We start from the raw sequence: 18553 nt of genomic DNA, 5'->3' as shown, positions 1-18553 counted from the left end.
GGGTGTTGTTAAGCTTCAACCGAAACTAGCTTGACTTGATTCCAGTGTTTTACGGGTAACCAGTCTAAAGCGACAGGAGCAGCACTCAGCTGGTGCTGTTTCTGATAGTTTTGCCAATGTATTTTTTTATCTTCGTCGATACTCAGGCGCTCTAAGTTAATTTGCACTAGAAACTCATCTAACGCAGTTAATAGCTGCTTAGGTTTGAAACGGCTCTCACCTTGAATCAGCAGCAAGACCCCCGTTTGCTGTGCAATCTCTTGATAGCCAAGATGAACGATATAACCTAAGCGCTGCTTCACTCTCAACTGGTAATAAGCTGTTTGTTGATAATGCCAGACAAACTGATGTGCAATCTGTTTTTCAGCCTGTTTAAACTGTTGTGGGGTAATTTCAGGTATTAGCGTGTTGGCATTCAGCGTAGGTTGCAGCCAGATCAGAGCGGCATGATTAAAAGGGTCATGGCAAGGTACAGATTGTGGCTGATCAAAGTTCAATTCGCCGCCTTTCATCAGCGTGTTGCGTAATGTGATAAAAGGCATCTGCACAATTTCAGTATTCGCAGGTAAAGCGGGGAAGTCAGCCTCTATTAACTGGAATCTGGTTGGAAAAACTTCGGTTTGTTGTGTGCCTTGTACCTGCGGATGACAGATCAATTGTAGTTGTGCAGGGCGGTTTAAATAGCGCATTAAGCTGTTTTTCAGAATATCAGGCTGAATAATGGGTAGATCATAATGATGATAGAGCGCTTGTTGTACCACCTGTGCCAAGCTTAGGCAGTGGCTGCTTAGGTATTTTAGCTCTAGCTGTTCTAACAAGAACTGGCGCTCATTTTCCATATCGTTTAGCGACAGTGTTAATGCACTACTCAGCTGTATCCCTAAAATTAACTGTTCTGGACTGAGCATCCTTATACGTGCTTGGAAACCATCGGGTAAACTGAGCTGATCCACCGCAGGTAATAATAAACTAGGTAGCGCCCAACACCACTCATAGCCGGAGTGACTTGTTTTGATAGCATATTGTTGTGAGGCTAAAGGTAACGATGGGCAGTCGGGCATTGAAGAGGACTGCAAATTTTCAGCCGTTAATGGACAAGGTAATGGCGCTAATAACCTAACCTCTGAGGTTATGGTCGAAAGTGTATCCGCACAGTAATCAAGCAAGTGCTGTCGACTGAATTGAGCTTGATCAAAAGCTTCGCTAATCTGCTTTTCAACGTAGTATCTCAGCGTAATTTCATCTTTGATCAGAGGTTGAGAGGCGTAGAGCTGCTGAAATAAACTCGGATCATGATCAATGGCTGGATGCTGTATAAATAAGCTGATATTGCCAAGTTGATACTGTTGTAGATAAAACTCACTTAAGGCTTTGATAAGTGCAGTATCAGAGCCGCCTAAGCTGGTTTTGTTACCCGCACAAAAATGATGAAACGGATGTGTCTCTAGGCTGATCTGTTGAATAACAGCTTGCACTTGTTGCCAGCTATCACCACAGCGAGCTTGATATTCCGCTTCAATAATATCCAGCTCTGCGATCACCGAAGCTAGATCAAATATTGGATTGAACACTAATAAACAGAGTAGCGCTAAGGCTCTCTCAAACTGATTGGCAGGGCACTCTAGCATATAGCTGGTATGAAATAGCTGTGTGCTGGCGTTAATACTACCACCCATCTGCAACAGTTCGGCTTGTATCGCTCCCGCCTGTAAAGATTCTGTTTGGCTTTGGCTACCTAAGAACAGGCTATGTTCAAGCAGATGGGCAAGCCCTTGCCAGTGCTCAGGCTCATGGGCACTGCCGCTGCCAACCGTCAGTACAATTTTGCAGTTTTGGCTATGTTCGCCCTGCAACAATATTTTAATGGCATCCATGACTCAATATCCCTTTTGCTAGGTAGAACGCATACTCTGTTTTGAGCTGATGCAGCCGATTATCGAAGGCTCTAAAGCCGTGCCCCTCATTATCATAGACTACGGTTTCACAGTTGTGGCCTAAAGCGCGATAATGTTGTGCAAATAGGGTAACTTGGTCTAAAGGTACTACAGGGTCTTCTGCGCCTTGAAACAGTAGCAGGTCGGGTAATTTAGCTTGTTGATTGAGGCTATAAAGCGGTGAGCGTAACTGATAGAGCATAGCGTCCTCTTTGGGGTCACCAATCAGCCAGTTTAAATAGTAAGACTCAAACTTATGGGTACTGGTGGCCAATCGCTGTAGGTCACTGATGCCATACAAACTAACCGCCGCTTGAAAATAGCCTAGGGTTGCAGCCCGTAATGCACTGTACCCCCCCGCACTTTGGCCTCTAATCACAACTTTATCAGGCAAAATACGGCCACTTTTAGTTAACCAATGCACCATCAAGCGAGCATCCTCTAAATCGACCTCTCCCCATTGTCCTTTCAATGCTTGTCTATAGAGGCGACCAAAGCCCGTACTGCCTCGATGATTCAGGTCTAATACACTAAAACCTTGTTGGCACCAAAACTGAATATTGGCTTGTAAACCGGGGAAGGCAGCGGAGGTTGGCCCGCCGTGTACGTTAATCATTAGCGGGGCTTGGGGCAGCATGGGATTAGGGTAAAAAAGCCCTTCTACCTGATGAGCTTTTAAATTAAGACTTATTGTTTCTGGTTTCACCGCATTAGAGCAGTAAACCCCTTGAGCAAGAAACTGAGCGGATGATGTATCGGCTGATTGGGTGTCTAAATCAAAAGTGAGAATAGATAGCGCATATTGTTCAGAAGCGACTAAAGCCAACAGGCTATGTTTACTAGGTTGATCAGGACGCTTTAGGCTGCTGATCTGAGCGAAAAAACTAAACGAATGGGCTGGAAAGGTAAGCCTTGAGACTTGCTGATCAAGTAGATTACCTTGTTTATCCCTTGTCAGTGTGACCCGCTCTAATTGCCATTGGCCGCCACGAGTTACACAGATCAAAAGCTGAAGCTTATCAGCCTTTTGTTCTAGCAGTTGAAAATGCTGGTTACCAAACTGCCAAGGTGCAGAGGCGCAGTCGGCCTCTACGCTGTAGAGTCTTTGTAACTGTCCATCCAAGCGTTGCAAATAAAGATTCCAGTAACCCTCATGGTCTGAGATAAACAGCAATTCACCTTGAGCGTTAAAACAAGGCTGTTGCACTGAAGCAGCTTGTTGGTGCTGAGTTGGAAAGATTGGCTGTTTAGTCAGTATTGTCCCAGTTTGCCACGGCGCTTTACAAAGCTGAGTCTCAGTCCAGGGTTGATGCGGATGTTGCCACTCGATCCAAGCAAGCTCAGAACCATCGGCATTGAAACAAGGGCTGGTGTAAAAATCAGCGCCACAAGCTATGACCTGCTGTTTGCCTGTTGTGAGTTCAATGGCGACCAATCGGTTGATGATGGGTTGTGCTTTAATCTCTGGGTGCTGCTCTTCAATGGCGACTACCCAGTTTTGAGTGGGGTGAAAAATTGGCTCACCAAAACGGCTATTAGGGCTGTCGGTTAACACTGACAGGCTGTTTAAATCAATTGGGCTATTAACACCGTTGCCGTTGAGGTTACGGGTCGTATCAGCGCTGGCACGGGTCAACCTGTTAGCGCAGAACAGCTGCTGGCTCTGCTCATCCACCCAAACGATTCGAGCCTCACTCAAGCCATAGGGCAACCCACCATATTCATGCACTTTCGAGCGTACGCCATAAGATTCCGGCAGCGCCAATAGGCTTTGCCCCTGAATATGGCAATAGAGCTGAGTGAGTGGATTTCTTTCAGGGTCATGCTTAAGCCAAAAATACTCCCCCGCGTGCTGACGTGGAAAACTCACCTGCGCCAAAGCCGCCACCACTTGCTCTGGGCTAAGTGGTGGCGTGGTGTTAGAACTTGCTTTAGAGGTTGTAGCGGTCAGATGCGATGAAACTGACCCTTGCACAGAGGGCATATAGACGATTATTCCATCTCAACTTGTTGTGCCGGAATCAGATCAGCGGCTTGTGTTTGGCTGAGTTGCTGAGAGTTTTTCCGATTACGGTAGATCATGCTGCCTTGCGCAGGCTGTGCTAAGTCAGCGTTATCACGCGCTTCGGTAATCAGGTGATGATGCGGTGATTTGGCACAAACGGGATCAGCGTTACTGGCGTCCCCTGTCAGCATAAAGGCTTGACAACGACAACCTCCAAAGTCTTTCTCTTTTTCATCACAAGAGCGGCAAGGCTCTTTCATCCAGCCATAGCCTCGGAAATGATTGAAGCCTGTTGAGCGATACCAGATCGACTCAATACTTTCCTCTGTCACTTTAGGAAACTGAATGGGAAGTTCACGGGCACTATGACAAGGTAACGCCGTGCCATCTGGTGTGATGGTTAAAAACAGATTGCCCCACCCGTTCATACAGCCTTTTGGGCGCTCTTCGTAATAATCCGGCACCACAAAAATTAGCTTAGTGCGGCTTTTGCCTTTGATCTGTTCACGGTAGCGATTGGTGGTGGCTTCTGCGGCCACAAGCTGCGCTTTTGAGGGCAGTAGATGATCGCGGTTTTTCAGCGCCCAGCCGTAGTATTGTGAGGTGGCCAGTTCAACGTAATCGGATTCAAGCGCTAAGGACAGCTCGATGATTTTGTCGATCTGGTCGATATTCTCGCGGTGAATCACACAGTTGAATACCATCGGATAACCCAACTTTTTCACCGTGCGCGCCACTTCGAGCTTCTCTTGAAATGAACGTTTGTTGCCTGAAAGGTAGTCGTTCATCTCGGCATCACTGGCTTGAAAGCTGACCTGAATATGGTCTAAACCTGCCTCTTTAAAGGCTTGCATCCGCTCAAGGGTTAACCCCATGCCGGAGGTGATCAGATTGGTATAAAAGCCTAATTCACGAGCCGCTTTGATCAGTTGCTCTAAGTCATCGCGCAGTAAAGGCTCGCCGCCGGAGAACCCCAACTGTGCCGCACCCATCTTGCGAGCCTGCCGAAAGGTTTCAATCCACTGCTCGGTGCTCAACTCTGTTTTATTGAGATCATAATTCAGCGGGTTTGAACAATAAGGGCATTGTAGCGGGCAACGATAGGTCAGCTCAGCCAATAGCCATAAGGGCTGGCCGACACCCTCAGGTAAATTCGATCCAATGCAATTCATGGTGCGCCTCGGTGAAAAAGTCGATGACATCCTGAATTAAGCTGTCGTCAGCCTCTGGGAACTGAGCCTGTAGAGCCTCAATGATTTGGGCAATTGAACGTTCACCATCCACATGGGTGAGAATTGCGCCCGCGCTTTCGTTCAGTTGCACCATTCCTTCTGGATAAAGCAGTACGTGACGGTGGGAGCTAGGCTCCCACTGAAAACGAAACAGCCTGTTCAGGATAGGAATCTGAGTCAGTATGCTGTTTTCGGTCATGGCGGACTCCTAAACGATCCGGCTGTGAAAGATCGTTTGATCCGTAATAGTATGGTAAGGCGGGCGCTTAAGCTCATGCGCCATCGACAGCGAATCTAGTAAACACCAGAGCACATCCAGCTTGAATTGCAGGATATTCAGCGCACGCTCTTGCTGTTCACGGGTGGTGAAGTGTTCTAGGGTGATCTGAATACCATGCACCACATCACGACGGGCTTCTGTTAGGCGGTTACGGAAATATTGTAAGCCTTCCGACTCAATCCAAGGGTAGTTATCCGGCCAAGTGTCTAAGCGCGACTGGTGAATTTTAGGTGCAAACATCTCGGTCAAAGAGGAGCAAGCCGCTTCTTGCCAAGTGGCTTTACGGGCAAAGTTCACATAAGCATCAACCGCAAAACGAACGCCGGGCAGCACATGACGGTGGTCTAGCAACTCTTCTCTTGGAATACCTACCGCCTCACCTAAGCGCAACCAAGCTTCAATACCGCCTTCGGTGCCTTCACGGCCATCATGGTCGATAATGCGTTGAATCCAGTGACGACGTACCGCTTGATCATGACAGTTGGCCATAATCGCAGCATCTTTAATCGGGATGCTCACCTGATAATAAAAGCGGTTAGCAACCCAAGCACGAATCTGCTCAGGTGTGCATTCGCCTTGATGCATGGCCACATGATAAGGGTGATGGATATGGTAAAGCTCACCTTTGGCACGTAGGCGGGTTTCAAACTCTTCTCTGCTCCAAGGCATGACATCAGTGGGTTGTGGTTGGCTCATGGTCTGCTCCGTTATTGTTGTTGTATAGCGTCAGCATTGATTAGGTTGCAATGGCTTGACGCAGGTCTGATGTAGCTGACGTTAAACTCTGCCTTGAGTGGTTATAGTATTCCTGAGTGTCTTCTAGTTTGTGCGGTTATAAATGGATATCCATACCGTCATAAGAGACTTCAATACCCGCGGCATCCAGTTGCGCCCGTTCAGGGGAGTCTTCCACCAAAATTGGGTTGGTGTTGTTGATATGGATCAGCACCCGTTTTTTGTTGGGGTACTGGGACAGGAACTCAATCATACCGCCTGCGCCATTCTCACCCTCGCCATATTGCGGCAAGTGGCCGATGTCACTGCCACGTTTGTCAGCACCCATCAGTTCAATTAATTCATCATCACGCCATAAGGTGCCATCCACTAGCAGGCAATCGGCCTGTTCTATTAATGGCAGCAGGTGATCTTCAATCTCACCCAGCCCAGGCGCATAAAACAGTTTGCCGCCTGTATTGGTGTCGGTGATCAACACACCAATATTGTCTCCGGGATGCGGATCATTACGATGCGGTGAGTAAGGTGGGGCTTTACTGCTCAGCGATACCGCTTGCAGGCGAATATTGGGTACTTCTGGAATATAAAAATGCTCGCCATATAGTGGGATCGGACGGCGTTGTAAGCCGCCATTCCAAGCCTCTAGCATTGGAAAAATAGGATAGCCCTTGGTCAAATCCTGAAACACCATATCGGTGCAATAAACCGTATGAGGACAGCCTTCACGCAGCATGAGTAAACCTGTTGTGTGGTCAATTTGGCTGTCGATCAGCAACACCGCAGAGACGCCTGTGTCACGGATTTTGCGATTCGGTTGTAACGGCGCAAAAGACTCTAATTGCGCACGAATATCAGGTGAGGCATTAAAAAGTAACCAGTGTTCACCATCGCCACTGACGGCAATAGAGGATTGCGTGCGGGCTTTAGCGTTGATTGTGCCTTGGCGAACACCTGTGCAATTGGGGCAATTGCAATTCCATTGCGGAAAGCCGCCACCGGCTGCTGAACCTAAAATTCTGATATGCATGGCGTGGCTCCTGCGGTAAGGTTTTAAAAAAGAGAAAAACAAAAGCGCCTGAAATATTCAGACGCTTTTTGCGTGCTTAGCGGTGGCTGAAGTACATTGTCACTTCAAAACCGATGCGCAAATCTCTATAGCTTGGTTTCTTCCACATAACCGTTACCTCTGGCTGTATTCTCACTGAAATAGTGAGCTTTTTTGTTGTTAAGCCTTTGCTAATTGCAAAGCCGAATAGCAGGATCAATGTTAGGCAGGAGAGGCGGTAGTCCAATATAGTACTTCGGGACTATATCGAACCCCTTATAGTCGTAGTAAAAAGGTTGGCGAAATAACGTGCGACGGTCTAGTCTCTTTGGCTGACCGAAACTGCACTGAACGAATCATGGTGGACAGGCGTGACAAGTATTATAAAAACTGCTCTGTATGGCCAAGCTGCGTCGTTGTCAGATCATACTGTTGCTCAGGAGGAGCGCAGGAAATCAGACGGCCACAGCCAAGGAGCATCAATGACTTTGGCAATACCCGATCAACATGATCAATCCAATACAAGATCATTTCAACCTAACCCCTCGGTTGTTCGCGTGATGTCTTGCCAGCAAGAAGCTCAACTCTGCGCGCAAGAGCTGGCTGGGCAACTGTACGATGAGCAGATCCATTGGGTTCTATTTTTCTGCTCAGCTCAACAAGATATTCAGCTTTTGGCTGACCACCTTCAGCTTTGCTTGCCAGATAAGGTGATTGTTGGTTGTTCTACAGCAGGCGAGATTACACCGCTGGGTTATCGTCAAGGCAGCGTGAGTGCGGTGGGCTTTTCGCGCGAAGGGTTCTCTATTGAAACGGCTTTAATTGAAAACTTAGATCAGTTTGATTTTAACTCAGCTCAACACCTGATGAGCCGTATGCTGGAGTGTTGTCAGCATCAACAAAAAGCGCCCGTTAAGGGACATACCTTTGCGCTGGCCCTGCTTGACGGTATGTCAGAACATGAAGAAGTGGTACTGAACACGCTGAGCGCAGCCTTTGGCAGTATTCCTCTATTAGGTGGTTCTGCGGGTGATGACTTAGATTTCACGCACACAAAAGTCGTGTATCAAGGCAAAACTTACCAGAATGCCGCCGTTTTACTGATGGTGAACACCGCGTTTCCTTTTATGGTGTTTTCTCAAAAACATGTCTTAGAAACCGATGAAGTATTTGTCGCCACTGAAGTGGACAGCGAACACCGTCGAGTGTATGAGCTCAATGCTGAGCCAGCCGCAGAAGTGTACGCCCGAGCCATTGGTGTTCCATTATCGGAGTTAACCCCTGCGATATTTGCACAGCATACCTTGAGTGTACGCATCGCGGGTGAAGGCTTTGTACGTGCCGTTCAAAGTGTCAACGAGGATGGCAGCTTGAGTTTTTATTGCGCGGTTGAGCGCGGAATTGTGCTACGTAAAAACAAACACCTTGATATACCCAATGAACTGCAACGGCTATTGGATCAGGTCAATCAAGAGCTGGGTGAACAGCAGTTAATACTGGGGTTTGACTGTATTTTCAGGCACTTAGAGCTAAAGGCAAAGCATCAGCTTGGACAAGTGTCTGACTTAATCGCTCAAAGTCCAATGATTGGTTTTAACACTTATGGTGAGCACATCAACGGTATTCATCTGAACGCGACATTTACAGGAGTTGCCATTGGTTACTGATCCGCGTACCGCCTTAGATCCAAGCTCCACAGATGAGCTACACCAACAGATTCAACGTCTTGAGCTGGAAAATCAGCGGCTGAAGAAAATCAATCTTGCGCTCATTGACCGTGTAGAGGCTGCCCCGGATATGGGGGGGCGTGCTTATGCCGCCTTTGAAAACTCTGCACTATTGGCCGAACAGGTGAGAGAACGCACTGCGGCTCTAAATCAGGCATTATCTGAACTGCGCAACAGTAACCAAGCTCTAAAACACGCCCATATTGAAATTGAAACGCTTCACCAGCGTTTAATGGATGCAATCGAAAGCATGAACGATGCTTTTGTACTCTTTGACCGCGACCGTAATTTGGTGTTGTGCAACAGTCGTTATCGTGAAATCTGGCTGCGCTATGGCTACCCCATTCAACAGGGAATGACACAGAAAACCATTAGCGAATACGCCCGTGCAGGGGTTTTAGACAACACCGCAACCGATGATGAGCTGGCCTTATATCAACAAGCTTTTGGTCAGGTGGTGCGCCTTAGAGATGGGCGCTGGCTACAGGTTAATGAGCGAGAAACTGCAACTGGTGATCAGGCGGTGTTATACACCGATATTACCGAATTTAAGGCCATTGAAACCCAGCGCCGCGAAGCAGCCCTAGCCGAAAAATCTCGTATTCTACAAAGTACCCTTGAGAATCTTGCGCAAGGGGTTGTACTGGTGAACGATCAAGGCTATCCAGAGATCTGGAATGAGCGCTTACTGCAACTAACAGGCTTAAAAGCAGAACAGTTAGAAGAAAATACTGACTTTATCGCATTACTAAAGCAGCAAGTGCATATTGATCAATGGCCTCTGCCTGAAAACCATCAGACCTCGTTCAAAAGCCCTGCCGAAATTAGGGTTGAGCATCTACGACAGGGACAAGGCAGTTATGAACTGACCTTGCCGGATGGTCGAGTGCTGGAGCTGCGACAGCGAGCTCGCCCAGAAGGTGGGCGCGTGATTACCTTTTCTGACATCACCGAGCGCAGCCTATACGCCAACGCCCTGCGCGATAGCGAACAGAAGATGCGCCTAATCACTGATGCGCTGCCCGCTATGATTGGCTATGTGAATGCTGATCTTGCTTTTGAGTTTACCAACCGTGCCTATCAAGAGTGGCATGGTATGACGCGTGATGAGTTACAAGGTCGTCCCATCGCAGAGGTTTACTCTCAGGCACAACTCAACCGCCTACAAAATTACATCGCCAGTGTATTGGCCGGCAATACTGTAAGCTTTGAGCTGGAGGAAGTGAATAACGACGGAGAGGCACGCTTTGTACACAAATCCTATGTGCCTAGGGTTGATAACCAGCAGCATACCACTGGCTTTTTTGTGTTGACCCAAGACATTACCGAGCGCCGCTTAACGGCAGAGGCGCTAAAAAATGCCAATGTGCTTTTAGAGCAACGTGTGGCCGCCCGAACCGCAGAGCTGACCACCCTTAATGCTCACCTACTGGAAGCCAAAAAGCAGGCTGAGCAGGCCAACTTATCCAAAACTAAATTCTTAGCGGCCATCAGTCATGATCTGTTGCAACCCATGAACGCGGCGCGCTTGTTTAACAGTGCGCTGGCTGAATACCCTTTAGAAAAAGCCGCCAAACAGCTGGTGCGCTCTACACAGAGCTCGCTTAATGATGTTGAAGGGTTGCTTGGCGCTTTAGTGGATATTTCTAAACTTGATGCAGGGGTAGTGGAGCCTCAAATCAGCGTGTTCTCCGTAGATGCGTTGTTGAACAACTTAGCCAATGAATATCGAGAGATCGCCCAAAGTGTCCAGCAGCGCTTTCGTGCCCGTATTTTACCTTGCGCTGTGCGTTCAGACTCTCAACTCCTTGGCCGCATTTTGCGTAACTTCTTAACTAACGCCAGTCGATATACTGAGGCGGGAGGGCAGTTGATGCTTGCCAGTCGTCGTCGTGGTGACTGTTTGAGAATTGAAATTTGGGACACAGGCGATGGCATTGAGCAAGAGAAGCTAACAGAAATTTTTCAAGAATTTAGCCGCCTAAAGCGCCGTCCCTCGCCTAATGATCGTGGCTTGGGCTTAGGTTTGGCCATCGTTGATAAAATTGCCCGAGTACTACAGCATAAAATCACAGTGCGCTCAGTGGTTGGTGTCGGTTCGGTTTTTGCGGTGGACGTTCCGATCTCCACAGAAGTGGTAAAGCATGAAACTCCTGATCTTTTCCAAAGCAGCCAAAGCGATGCTCTAACAGGCACACCGGTACTGGTATTGGACAATGATCCCGCTATTTGTGCAGGCATGGAGCGTTTGCTGGATGGTTGGGGAATTGATGTGATGACCGCACTTGATTTTGAGCAATCCGCTCAACTGATTCAAGATGGATTCGAGCCCAAAATGTTATTGGTCGATTATCACCTAGACAACGATGCGAATGGTATTGATGTGGCAGGTAAAATCAATCAGCTACTACCCACCCCAGTTCCAGTTATGCTGATAACCGCTAACTATTCAAAAGAGCTGAATACTCAAGTAGAAGCCGTGAACTATAAACTGTTAAACAAGCCTGTTAAGCCACTCAAACTCCGCATGATGATTGCCAATCTATTGGGGCAGCATGGCAAAATGCCTATCCATTAGGCTCTATACTTTGATCAGGCCTGTTAAACTCATAAGTGCTGTCTAAGGCGCTGAGCGTTGCGGTTAGCTCATCAAAGAGTAACTGCCTGAACCAGATGTGTGCAGGGTCTTTAATGTAGCGCTCATGCCAAACAATAGAGTAGGTGAAGTCCTGTTGTGGCATAGGAAATGGCAAAAGCGTTAGTTTATACAATGGTGCGCAGCTTTTTGCGAGGCCGTAAGGAATCGTCAGTAATAGATCGCTTTCTGCCACTAATGCCAATGCCGCAACAAAGTGTGGTACACGTAAAGCGATACGTCGTGATAAACCATAGTCTGCCAGCAAATAATCAATTGCACCTTTACGAGCGCCCCCCATAGTAATAAGTGCATGGGGATGCTTGGCGTAAGTTTCTAAATCTAAACCCTTTTTAATTAGAGGGTGCCCATCACGTAATACGCAAACAAACCGATCATTACCTACCCCTCGACCATGAATCCCTGCGGGAGCAGTGTTTAGCGTACAAAGGGCTATATCAATATCGGCCTGATCAAGCTGAGCCAGCAAAGGCTCGTGCCAAGGCACAATCTCAAGATCAATGTTAGGGGCTTCCTCTCTTACTCGTTTTAACACTGAAGGTAGTAAAACTTGAGTGCCATAGTCGGTTGTTGCCACACGAAAACTGCGCTGTGTTTCTGCGGGTATAAACTGTGGAGGCTCTATTAATTGACTTAGTTCATTCAGTAATGGGCGTAATTGCTGAGCCAGCATTTCTGCTCTCGGTGTTGGGGCTAAACCTTTAGGGGTGCGGGTGAACAACGGATCATTAAACAACTGCCTCAGGCGCGCCAAACTACGGCTTATAGCTGGCTGTGTAAGACCAAGCCGAGCGGAAGCTCTGGTGACATTACGCTCTTCAAGCAATACCTGCAAAACAGGCAATAGATTTAGATCTGTGGCGGAAAGAGGTTTAAGGCTCACGATATAACTCAGGGTAATGATGATTATATTTCAGATGCATTGGATGCATATCAAATGAAAGCTTAGAGTAGCCAGCATTGCAAAACAAGTCAGCCTGTAGCACAGAGCAATGGATTAAGGCTGCAATTATTTATGATCAGAATTGAAGTGAGACCAATATGTATATTCAAGATGCCCGTGAGATCCACTTAAAAAGCCGCCCACAGGGCATGCCGACCACTGAAGACTTCGCACTGACTACAGTGTCTATTCCTGAGCCTAAAGCAGGTGAGGTGCTGGTTAAGAATTTATGGATGTCAGTTGATCCTTATATGCGTGGGCGTATGGTGGATCGTAAAAGCTATGTACCTCCTTTTGCTTTAAATGAAGTGTTAGCTGGCGGTGCTATTGGTGAGGTGGTTGAGTCTTTTAATCCAAATTTTCCTGTAGGTACTCATGTGTCAAGCATGAACGGCTGGCGAGAGTATTTCACTAGCGCAGGTGAAGATCTTCAGCCTTTGCCTAAAACTGAGCTACCACCACAGGCGTTCTTAGGGGTGCTGGGTATGCCGGGTATGACCGCTTATACAGGTTTAACCAAAATCGGTGAGTTGAAAGCAGGCGACAATGTTTTCGTCTCAGCCGCATCTGGTGCGGTAGGGGCTATTGTCTGCCAAATCGCCAAGCTAAAAGGCTGTTATGTGGCAGGTAGTGTTGGCTCTGAAGAGAAAGCCCGTTATTTGATCGATGAGTTAGGGGTAGATGCAGTGGTGAATTACAAAACCACAGACAACCTCACTCAAAGCATTGCACAAGCTTGCCCAAATGGCATTGATGTTTATTTTGAGAACGTGGGCGGTGAACATTTAGAAGCCGTTTTAAATGTGATGAACGATTATGGTCGCATTGCCGTATGCGGCATGATTGATCAATACAACAACACCGCACCCAGTGCTGGCCCCTCTAATCTTGCCTTGCTGATTATGAAAAAGCTGAAAATGCAGGGTTTTATCATTTTTGATCATTGGGCGGGCTATCCTGCATTTGTTGAGCAGATGGGGGAATGGATCAAGTCAGGTCAGATCAGTTGGAAAGAGACTGTCTATGAAGGTATTGAGCAAGCGCCAGATGCATTTATCGGACTATTTAACGGCAAAAATACTGGCAAGATGTTGGTCAAACTGGCCTAAAGTCGTTCTCATTAAAACTTCCTGACATCGTATTTTAAAATTATTGAGCGTGACCATGTTAAATTTTAGCTTCCAGAACACCACCCGAATCCATTTTGGCGAAGGCAAAATCAGTGCAATTAGCCGCGAAATTCCAATCGATGCCAAAGTATTGGTCACTTATGGTGGCGGTTCGATTAAAAGTAATGGCGTGTATGACCAAGTTGTTGCGGCATTAAAAGATCATCAATGGTTTGAGTTTTCAGGTATTGAACCCAACCCGAGTTACAACACACTGATTAAAGCCGTTGACCTGATTCAACAACATAAAATCGACTATGTTCTGGCTGTTGGCGGTGGCTCTGTCATTGATGGTAGCAAGTTTATTGTTGCTGCCGCTTGCTATAAAGGTGACGACCCTTGGCATATCGTGAGCAAGCAAGAAAAAATTCAACAAGCCTTGCCGTTGGCTGCCATTTTAACTCTGCCAGCGACAGGTTCAGAGTCTAATACGGGCGCGGTGATCACCCGTGATGGTCACAAGTTGCCTTTTGGCAGCCCCTTAGTCCGTCCAGTCTTTGCGGTATTAGACCCAACTGTTACGCTGAGTTTGTCTGACCGTCAGATCAGTAACGGTGTGATTGACGCCTTTGTACACACCATTGAGCAATATTTGACTTATAGCGTAAATGGCAAAGTGCAAGACCGTTTTGCGGAAGGTTTGCTACTAACCTTGATAGAAGAAGGCCCTAAAGCACTACAGGCAGACACCAAAAATGATCTGGATGTACGCAGTAACATCATGTGGGCGGCAACTATGGCTTTGAACGGTTTAATTGGTGCGGGTGTGCCTCAAGATTGGTCAACCCACATGATCGGTCATGAGCTGACGGGGCGCTACGGTATTGATCATGCGCGTACATTGTCAATTATCTTGCCTGCGGTGATGAAAGTACGCCGCACTGAAAAGCACGATAAACTGTTGCAGTATGCAGAGCGCGTTTGGCAACTGACCACAGGAAGTGATGATGAAAAAATTGATCAGGCAATTGCACTAACGGAACAGTTTTTCACCTCAATGCAGGTGCCAACTCGCTTGAGTCAGATCGAGGTTGGCGTGGATGCTATTGATGAGTTACTGGATCTACTAGAGCAGCACGGTATGGTGGCGCTGGGGGAGCATCAAGACATTGACTTGGCCGTTAGTCGTCAGATTCTAATCACCGCTTTATAACGGCTAAGGGGTTTAAAATAGTCGATCTAGAGAGCTGGTTAATCACACCAGCTTTTTTCTTTTGGCGGATTCCAGTTTGTGGCACAACACCCGCTTACTAAGCCTACCTTATTGCAAACAGCGCCTCCTTGGGCATTTCAATGTTGCCTAGACAAAATTTCTCGTAGCAGTGACGTTTTGTCACACTGACATCACTACAGTTCTGGCGGTATGCTGCGCTTGCTGAAAGAATTTCATCGAGCGGTATCGGAGTAGTTTTGTAGCCTCAATACCCGCTCGGCCCATATCTTCTTTTAGCGCTGCTTTTACTGCTGTCAATCATGACGTTATCCAATTGGATTTGTCACTTTTGACAATAAAAATAAGAAACAGCTGCCCAGAAAAAACCATAAAACCAAATAATTACAATAGGTTATAGAGCTAAAACGGGCATACACCTTGCTATACGCTAATTAGACCACCTGATATCAGGTCAATCGGTTTGATTATTTAGATCCGGAAGGCGAGCCATCGCCGACCATCACTGCAGGATCAGAATGCTATGCAACGGAATACGCTGTTTGTGCAAACAAAGCGGGCTTTTGGCCAACGCTGGAAAACATCTTTGTTTGCCCGACAAAAACTGGTACGTGAACTCAGTATCGTACTGCTGATTAAGCTGGTGCTGCTCTACGGCATCATCAACTTTGTCGTCCCTTCCGCATCTGTCATCAATGACAGCGATGTCAGCACTCGCCTGCTTAATCCTCAACTGCCTGCCTCAGAGCAATCTTCCGCTGACGCTTCCGGCTCAGCACCCCGCTCCACAGCCACTGAGGCAGACCTGTTAAAGGCCGCCACTTCGGAACCTACGGCCTCGACACAACGGGAAACACCATGATTACAGAAGAAGTTGTTGATCTGTCCCGGCTACAGTTTGCGATTACCGCGCTGTATCACTTTATCTTTGTCCCTCTGACTCTGGGTCTGGCTTTTTTGCTGGTCATCATGGAGTCGGTCTATGTGATGACCCGCAAACAGGTCTACAAGGACATGACCCAGTTCTGGGGCAAACTCTTTGGTATTAACTTTGCCCTTGGCGTGACCACGGGTCTTACCATGGAGTTCCAGTTCGGCACCAACTGGGCCTACTACTCCCACTACGTGGGTGATGTTTTTGGCGCGCCGCTGGCCATTGAAGGCCTGATGGCGTTCTTTCTGGAATCCACCTTTATCGGCCTGTTCTTCTTTGGCTGGGATCGCCTGTCGCCACGCCGTCACCTGATGGTGACCTTCCTGATGGCGCTGGGTTCCAACCTGTCAGCGCTGTGGATTCTGATCGCCAACGGCTGGATGCAGAATCCGGTGGGTGCTGAGTTCAGCTACGAAACCATGCGCATGGAGATGACCAGCTTCGCCGAGCTGGTGTTCAACCCTGTTGCTCAGGTGAAGTTTGTGCACACGGTAGCAGCGGGTTACGTGACCGGCTCCATGTTTGTGCTCAGCATCAGCGCTTATTACCTGCTGAAAAAACGCGATCTGCCTTTTGCCCGCCGCTCCTTTGCTATTGCATCGGCCTTTGGTCTGGCATCGATTCTGTCCGTTATCGTACTGGGTGATGAATCCGGTTATGAGCTGGGTGATGTGCAGAAAACCAAACTGGCAGCTATTGAAGCGGAATGGCATACCCATCCGGCTCCGGCGTCCTTCACCCTGTTTGGTATTCCGAATCAGGAAACCCAGACCACCGATTACGCGATCAAAATTCCGTATGCGCTGGGCATTATTGCCACCCGCTCGCTGGATCAGGAAGTGACCGGTATTAAGGATCTGATTGAGCAGCATGAAGTGCGTATCCGCAACGGCATGATCGCCTACGGCCTGCTCACCAAGCTGCGTGGTGGCCAGACCGATGACGCTACCATCGCCGCCTTCGAAGAGGTGAAAAAGGATCTGGGTTACGGCCTGCTGCTGAAGCGTTATACCGAAAATGTGGTGGATGCCACGGAAGAACAGATTAAAGCCGCAGCCCACGACACCATCCCGAATGTTGCCCCGCTGTTCTGGAGCTTCCGGGTGATGGTGGCCTGTGGTTTTGCCATGCTGCTGATCTTTGCACTGGCCTTTTACTTTAACGCCACCCGCCGACTGGAAAGCAAACGCCGCTTCCTCAGAATCGTCACCCTTGCCCTGCCACTGCCGTGGATCGCTGCAGAAACCGGCTGGGTGGTTGCTGAATACGGCCGCCAGCCCTGGTCGATTGGTGAGATTCTGCCGGTGCATCTGAGCACCTCAAGTATTGAGGCCAGCAGCCTCTATACCAGCATCGGCGCTATTGTCGCTTTCTACACCCTGTTGTTGGTGATCGAAGTCTTCCTGATGGTGAAATACGCCCGTCTCGGCCCAAGCGCCCTGCATACCGGTCGTTATCACTTTGAGCAGAATGGCGAACATTCAAACCAGGCTAAGCCTGAAATCGCCGGAGGTGCGGCATGATTCTGGATTATGAAACTCTGAAACTGGTCTGGTGGGTGCTGGTTGGCGTTCTGCTGGTCGGCTTTATGATCACTGACGGTTTCGATATGGGTGCCGGTATTCTGCTGCCCTTCCTCGGTAAAAATGATGCCGAACGCCGCATCATCATCAACACCGTTGGCCCACACTGGGATGGCAATCAGGTCTGGTTTATTACTGCCGGTGGCGCACTGTTTGCCGCCTGGCCTGCGGTCTACGCCGTTGCCTTTTCCAGCTTCTACTTTGCCATGATGCTGGTGCTGTTTGCGCTTTTCTTCCGTCCGGTGGGCTTTGATTACCGCAGCAAGATCGCGGATCCGCGCTGGCGCAGCACCTGGGACTGGGGACTGTTTATCAGTGGTGCGGTTCCGGCGCTGGTCTTCGGTGTTGCCTTTGGCAACCTGCTGTTGGGTGTGGATTTCTATCTGGATGACTTCCTGCGCCCGCACTACACCGGCAGTTTCTTTGATCTGTTCCATCCCTTTGCGCTGATCTGCGGTGTGGTTAGCCTGAGTATGCTCGCTGCCCACGGAGCCATCTGGCTACAGATGCGCGCCGATCAGCCAGTGGCAGATCGGGCCGGTAAAGCGGGTCTTATTATGCTGGTCATTATGCTGATCGCTTTTGCTGCCGGCGGCCTTGTACTGCTGAACGGCATGCCGGGCCTGCATATCGATATGATGCCCGCTAAAGATGCGCTGCCGAACCCACTAAACAAACAGGTGAGCGTGGTGGATAACGGCTGGCTGGCCAACTACCAGACCTACAGCTGGATGATCGCAGCGCCGATCACCGCCTTTATCACCGGTCTGCTGACCCTGCTGCTGGTAAAAGCCCGTCGCTCCGGTCTGGCTTTTGCGACCCACAGTATCACCATGACAGCGATCATCTGCACGGCGGCTTTCTCCCTGTTCCCCTTTGTACTGCCATCCCTGTCAAATCCGAACAGCAGTCTGACCCTGTGGGATGCGGCATCCAGTCATCTGACCCTGAACGTGATGTTTATTGCCGCCATGATCTTTGTGCCGATTATTCTGCTCTACACCCTGTGGACCTATAAGGTGATGTGGGGTCGGGTGACCAGCAAACAGATTGAAGGCAATCCGCTGGCCTACTAAGCCCGGAAGCCTGTGAACCGCTTTTATTGTTATAACTGAGAGCAGCCGGAACGATCCGGCAGC

The 18553-nt window shown here is 48.6% G+C and carries 15 protein-coding genes; 7 read left to right on the top strand and 8 right to left on the bottom strand.

The genetic code is table 11. The features are described 5' to 3' along the window. Positions 1 to 8 precede the first annotated feature (8 nt). The 7 genes from B5D26_RS13760 to pqqA form a co-directional block, all read right to left on the bottom strand. Positions 9 to 1874 carry an insulinase family protein gene (locus B5D26_RS13760; protein ID WP_078746304.1) on the bottom strand — a complete coding sequence of 622 codons (1866 nt, stop codon included), beginning with the start codon at positions 1872 to 1874 and terminating at the stop codon, positions 9 to 11. After that, a complete protein-coding gene (locus B5D26_RS13755) occupies positions 1861 to 3918 on the bottom strand; it encodes a S9 family peptidase (protein WP_078746303.1) in 2058 nt (685 codons plus the stop codon). The genes B5D26_RS13760 and B5D26_RS13755 overlap by 14 nt, the downstream gene beginning before the upstream one ends. An 8-nt stretch (positions 3919 to 3926) precedes the next feature. Beyond that, positions 3927 to 5111, bottom strand: coding sequence for a pyrroloquinoline quinone biosynthesis protein PqqE (gene pqqE / locus B5D26_RS13750; protein ID WP_078746302.1), 1185 nt, complete (start codon positions 5109 to 5111; stop codon positions 3927 to 3929). Continuing rightward, on the bottom strand, positions 5083 to 5370 hold the full coding sequence (gene pqqD / locus B5D26_RS13745; RefSeq protein WP_078746301.1) for a pyrroloquinoline quinone biosynthesis peptide chaperone PqqD: 288 nt from the start codon (positions 5368 to 5370) through the stop codon (positions 5083 to 5085). Before pqqD ends, pqqE begins: the two co-directional genes overlap by 29 nt. Before the next feature lie 9 nt (positions 5371 to 5379). Next, positions 5380 to 6147 (bottom strand): pyrroloquinoline-quinone synthase PqqC, encoded by a 768-nt coding sequence (pqqC, locus tag B5D26_RS13740; RefSeq protein WP_078746300.1) that lies wholly within the window; start codon positions 6145 to 6147, stop codon positions 5380 to 5382. A gap of 136 nt (positions 6148 to 6283) precedes the next feature. Then, entirely contained in the window at positions 6284 to 7213 is a 930-nt protein-coding gene (pqqB, locus tag B5D26_RS13735; RefSeq protein ID WP_078746299.1) for a pyrroloquinoline quinone biosynthesis protein PqqB, read from the bottom strand. Positions 7214 to 7289: 76 nt separating this feature from the next. Then, on the bottom strand, positions 7290 to 7361 hold the full coding sequence (pqqA, locus tag B5D26_RS16700) for a pyrroloquinoline quinone precursor peptide PqqA (protein ID WP_139776679.1): 72 nt from the start codon (positions 7359 to 7361) through the stop codon (positions 7290 to 7292). A 241-nt stretch (positions 7362 to 7602) separates the two neighbouring features. On the opposite strand from pqqA, the gene nosP reads away from it, so the two are divergent. Together nosP and B5D26_RS13720 are read left to right on the top strand one after the other, a co-directional pair. Next, positions 7603 to 8898, top strand: coding sequence for a nitric oxide-sensing protein NosP (gene nosP, locus B5D26_RS13725; RefSeq protein ID WP_200810685.1), 1296 nt, complete (start codon positions 7603 to 7605; stop codon positions 8896 to 8898). Further along, positions 8888 to 11536, top strand: coding sequence for a hybrid sensor histidine kinase/response regulator (locus tag B5D26_RS13720; protein ID WP_078746296.1), 2649 nt, complete (start codon positions 8888 to 8890; stop codon positions 11534 to 11536). The genes nosP and B5D26_RS13720 overlap by 11 nt, the downstream gene beginning before the upstream one ends. Here B5D26_RS13720 and B5D26_RS13715 read toward each other — a convergent pair. After that, positions 11526 to 12497: a LysR family transcriptional regulator gene (locus tag B5D26_RS13715; protein ID WP_078746295.1), complete on the bottom strand. Its 972-nt coding sequence runs from the start codon at positions 12495 to 12497 to the stop codon at positions 11526 to 11528. The two genes, B5D26_RS13720 and B5D26_RS13715, sit on opposite strands and share 11 nt — an antisense overlap. Positions 12498 to 12655: 158 nt before the next feature. On the opposite strand from B5D26_RS13715, the gene B5D26_RS13710 reads away from it, so the two are divergent. From B5D26_RS13710 to cydB, 5 genes are all read left to right on the top strand, one after another. Further along, positions 12656 to 13666, top strand: coding sequence for an NADP-dependent oxidoreductase (locus B5D26_RS13710; protein WP_078746294.1), 1011 nt, complete (start codon positions 12656 to 12658; stop codon positions 13664 to 13666). 55 nt (positions 13667 to 13721) lie between these two features. Then, entirely contained in the window at positions 13722 to 14879 is a 1158-nt protein-coding gene (locus B5D26_RS13705; protein ID WP_078746293.1) for an iron-containing alcohol dehydrogenase, read from the top strand. Between the two features lie 541 nt (positions 14880 to 15420). Continuing rightward, a complete protein-coding gene (gene cydP / locus B5D26_RS13700; RefSeq protein ID WP_078746292.1) occupies positions 15421 to 15759 on the top strand; it encodes a cytochrome oxidase putative small subunit CydP in 339 nt (112 codons plus the stop codon). Continuing rightward, entirely contained in the window at positions 15756 to 17354 is a 1599-nt protein-coding gene (locus B5D26_RS13695; RefSeq protein WP_078746291.1) for a cytochrome ubiquinol oxidase subunit I, read from the top strand. The genes cydP and B5D26_RS13695 overlap by 4 nt, the downstream gene beginning before the upstream one ends. Further along, positions 17351 to 18490 carry a cytochrome d ubiquinol oxidase subunit II gene (gene cydB / locus B5D26_RS13690; protein ID WP_078746290.1) on the top strand — a complete coding sequence of 380 codons (1140 nt, stop codon included), beginning with the start codon at positions 17351 to 17353 and terminating at the stop codon, positions 18488 to 18490. Before B5D26_RS13695 ends, cydB begins: the two co-directional genes overlap by 4 nt. Positions 18491 to 18553: the final 63 nt, after the last annotated feature.

The sequence above is a fragment of the Oceanospirillum multiglobuliferum genome, from assembly GCF_900167095.1.
GTDB classification, from domain to species: Bacteria; Pseudomonadota; Gammaproteobacteria; order Pseudomonadales; family Halomonadaceae; genus Oceanospirillum; species Oceanospirillum multiglobuliferum.
The sequence above is the reverse complement of the archived record's forward strand: the minus strand, read 5'-3'. Positions and strand labels throughout refer to the sequence as shown.

What these genes read in the sequence shown, in the direction of transcription:
- B5D26_RS13760 (WP_078746304.1), bottom strand. Translation starts at nt 1,874, where the DNA reads ATGGATGCCATTAAAATATTGTTGCAGGGCGAACATAGCCAAAACTGC.
- B5D26_RS13755 (WP_078746303.1), bottom strand. Translation starts at nt 3,918, where the DNA reads ATGCCCTCTGTGCAAGGGTCAGTTTCATCGCATCTGACCGCTACAACC.
- pqqE (WP_078746302.1), bottom strand. Translation starts at nt 5,111, where the DNA reads ATGAATTGCATTGGATCGAATTTACCTGAGGGTGTCGGCCAGCCCTTA.
- pqqD (WP_078746301.1), bottom strand. Translation starts at nt 5,370, where the DNA reads ATGACCGAAAACAGCATACTGACTCAGATTCCTATCCTGAACAGGCTG.
- pqqC (WP_078746300.1), bottom strand. Translation starts at nt 6,147, where the DNA reads ATGAGCCAACCACAACCCACTGATGTCATGCCTTGGAGCAGAGAAGAG.
- pqqB (WP_078746299.1), bottom strand. Translation starts at nt 7,213, where the DNA reads ATGCATATCAGAATTTTAGGTTCAGCAGCCGGTGGCGGCTTTCCGCAA.
- B5D26_RS13710 (WP_078746294.1), top strand. Translation starts at nt 12,656, where the DNA reads ATGTATATTCAAGATGCCCGTGAGATCCACTTAAAAAGCCGCCCACAG.
- B5D26_RS13705 (WP_078746293.1), top strand. Translation starts at nt 13,722, where the DNA reads ATGTTAAATTTTAGCTTCCAGAACACCACCCGAATCCATTTTGGCGAA.
- cydP (WP_078746292.1), top strand. Translation starts at nt 15,421, where the DNA reads ATGCAACGGAATACGCTGTTTGTGCAAACAAAGCGGGCTTTTGGCCAA.
- B5D26_RS13695 (WP_078746291.1), top strand. Translation starts at nt 15,756, where the DNA reads ATGATTACAGAAGAAGTTGTTGATCTGTCCCGGCTACAGTTTGCGATT.
- cydB (WP_078746290.1), top strand. Translation starts at nt 17,351, where the DNA reads ATGATTCTGGATTATGAAACTCTGAAACTGGTCTGGTGGGTGCTGGTT.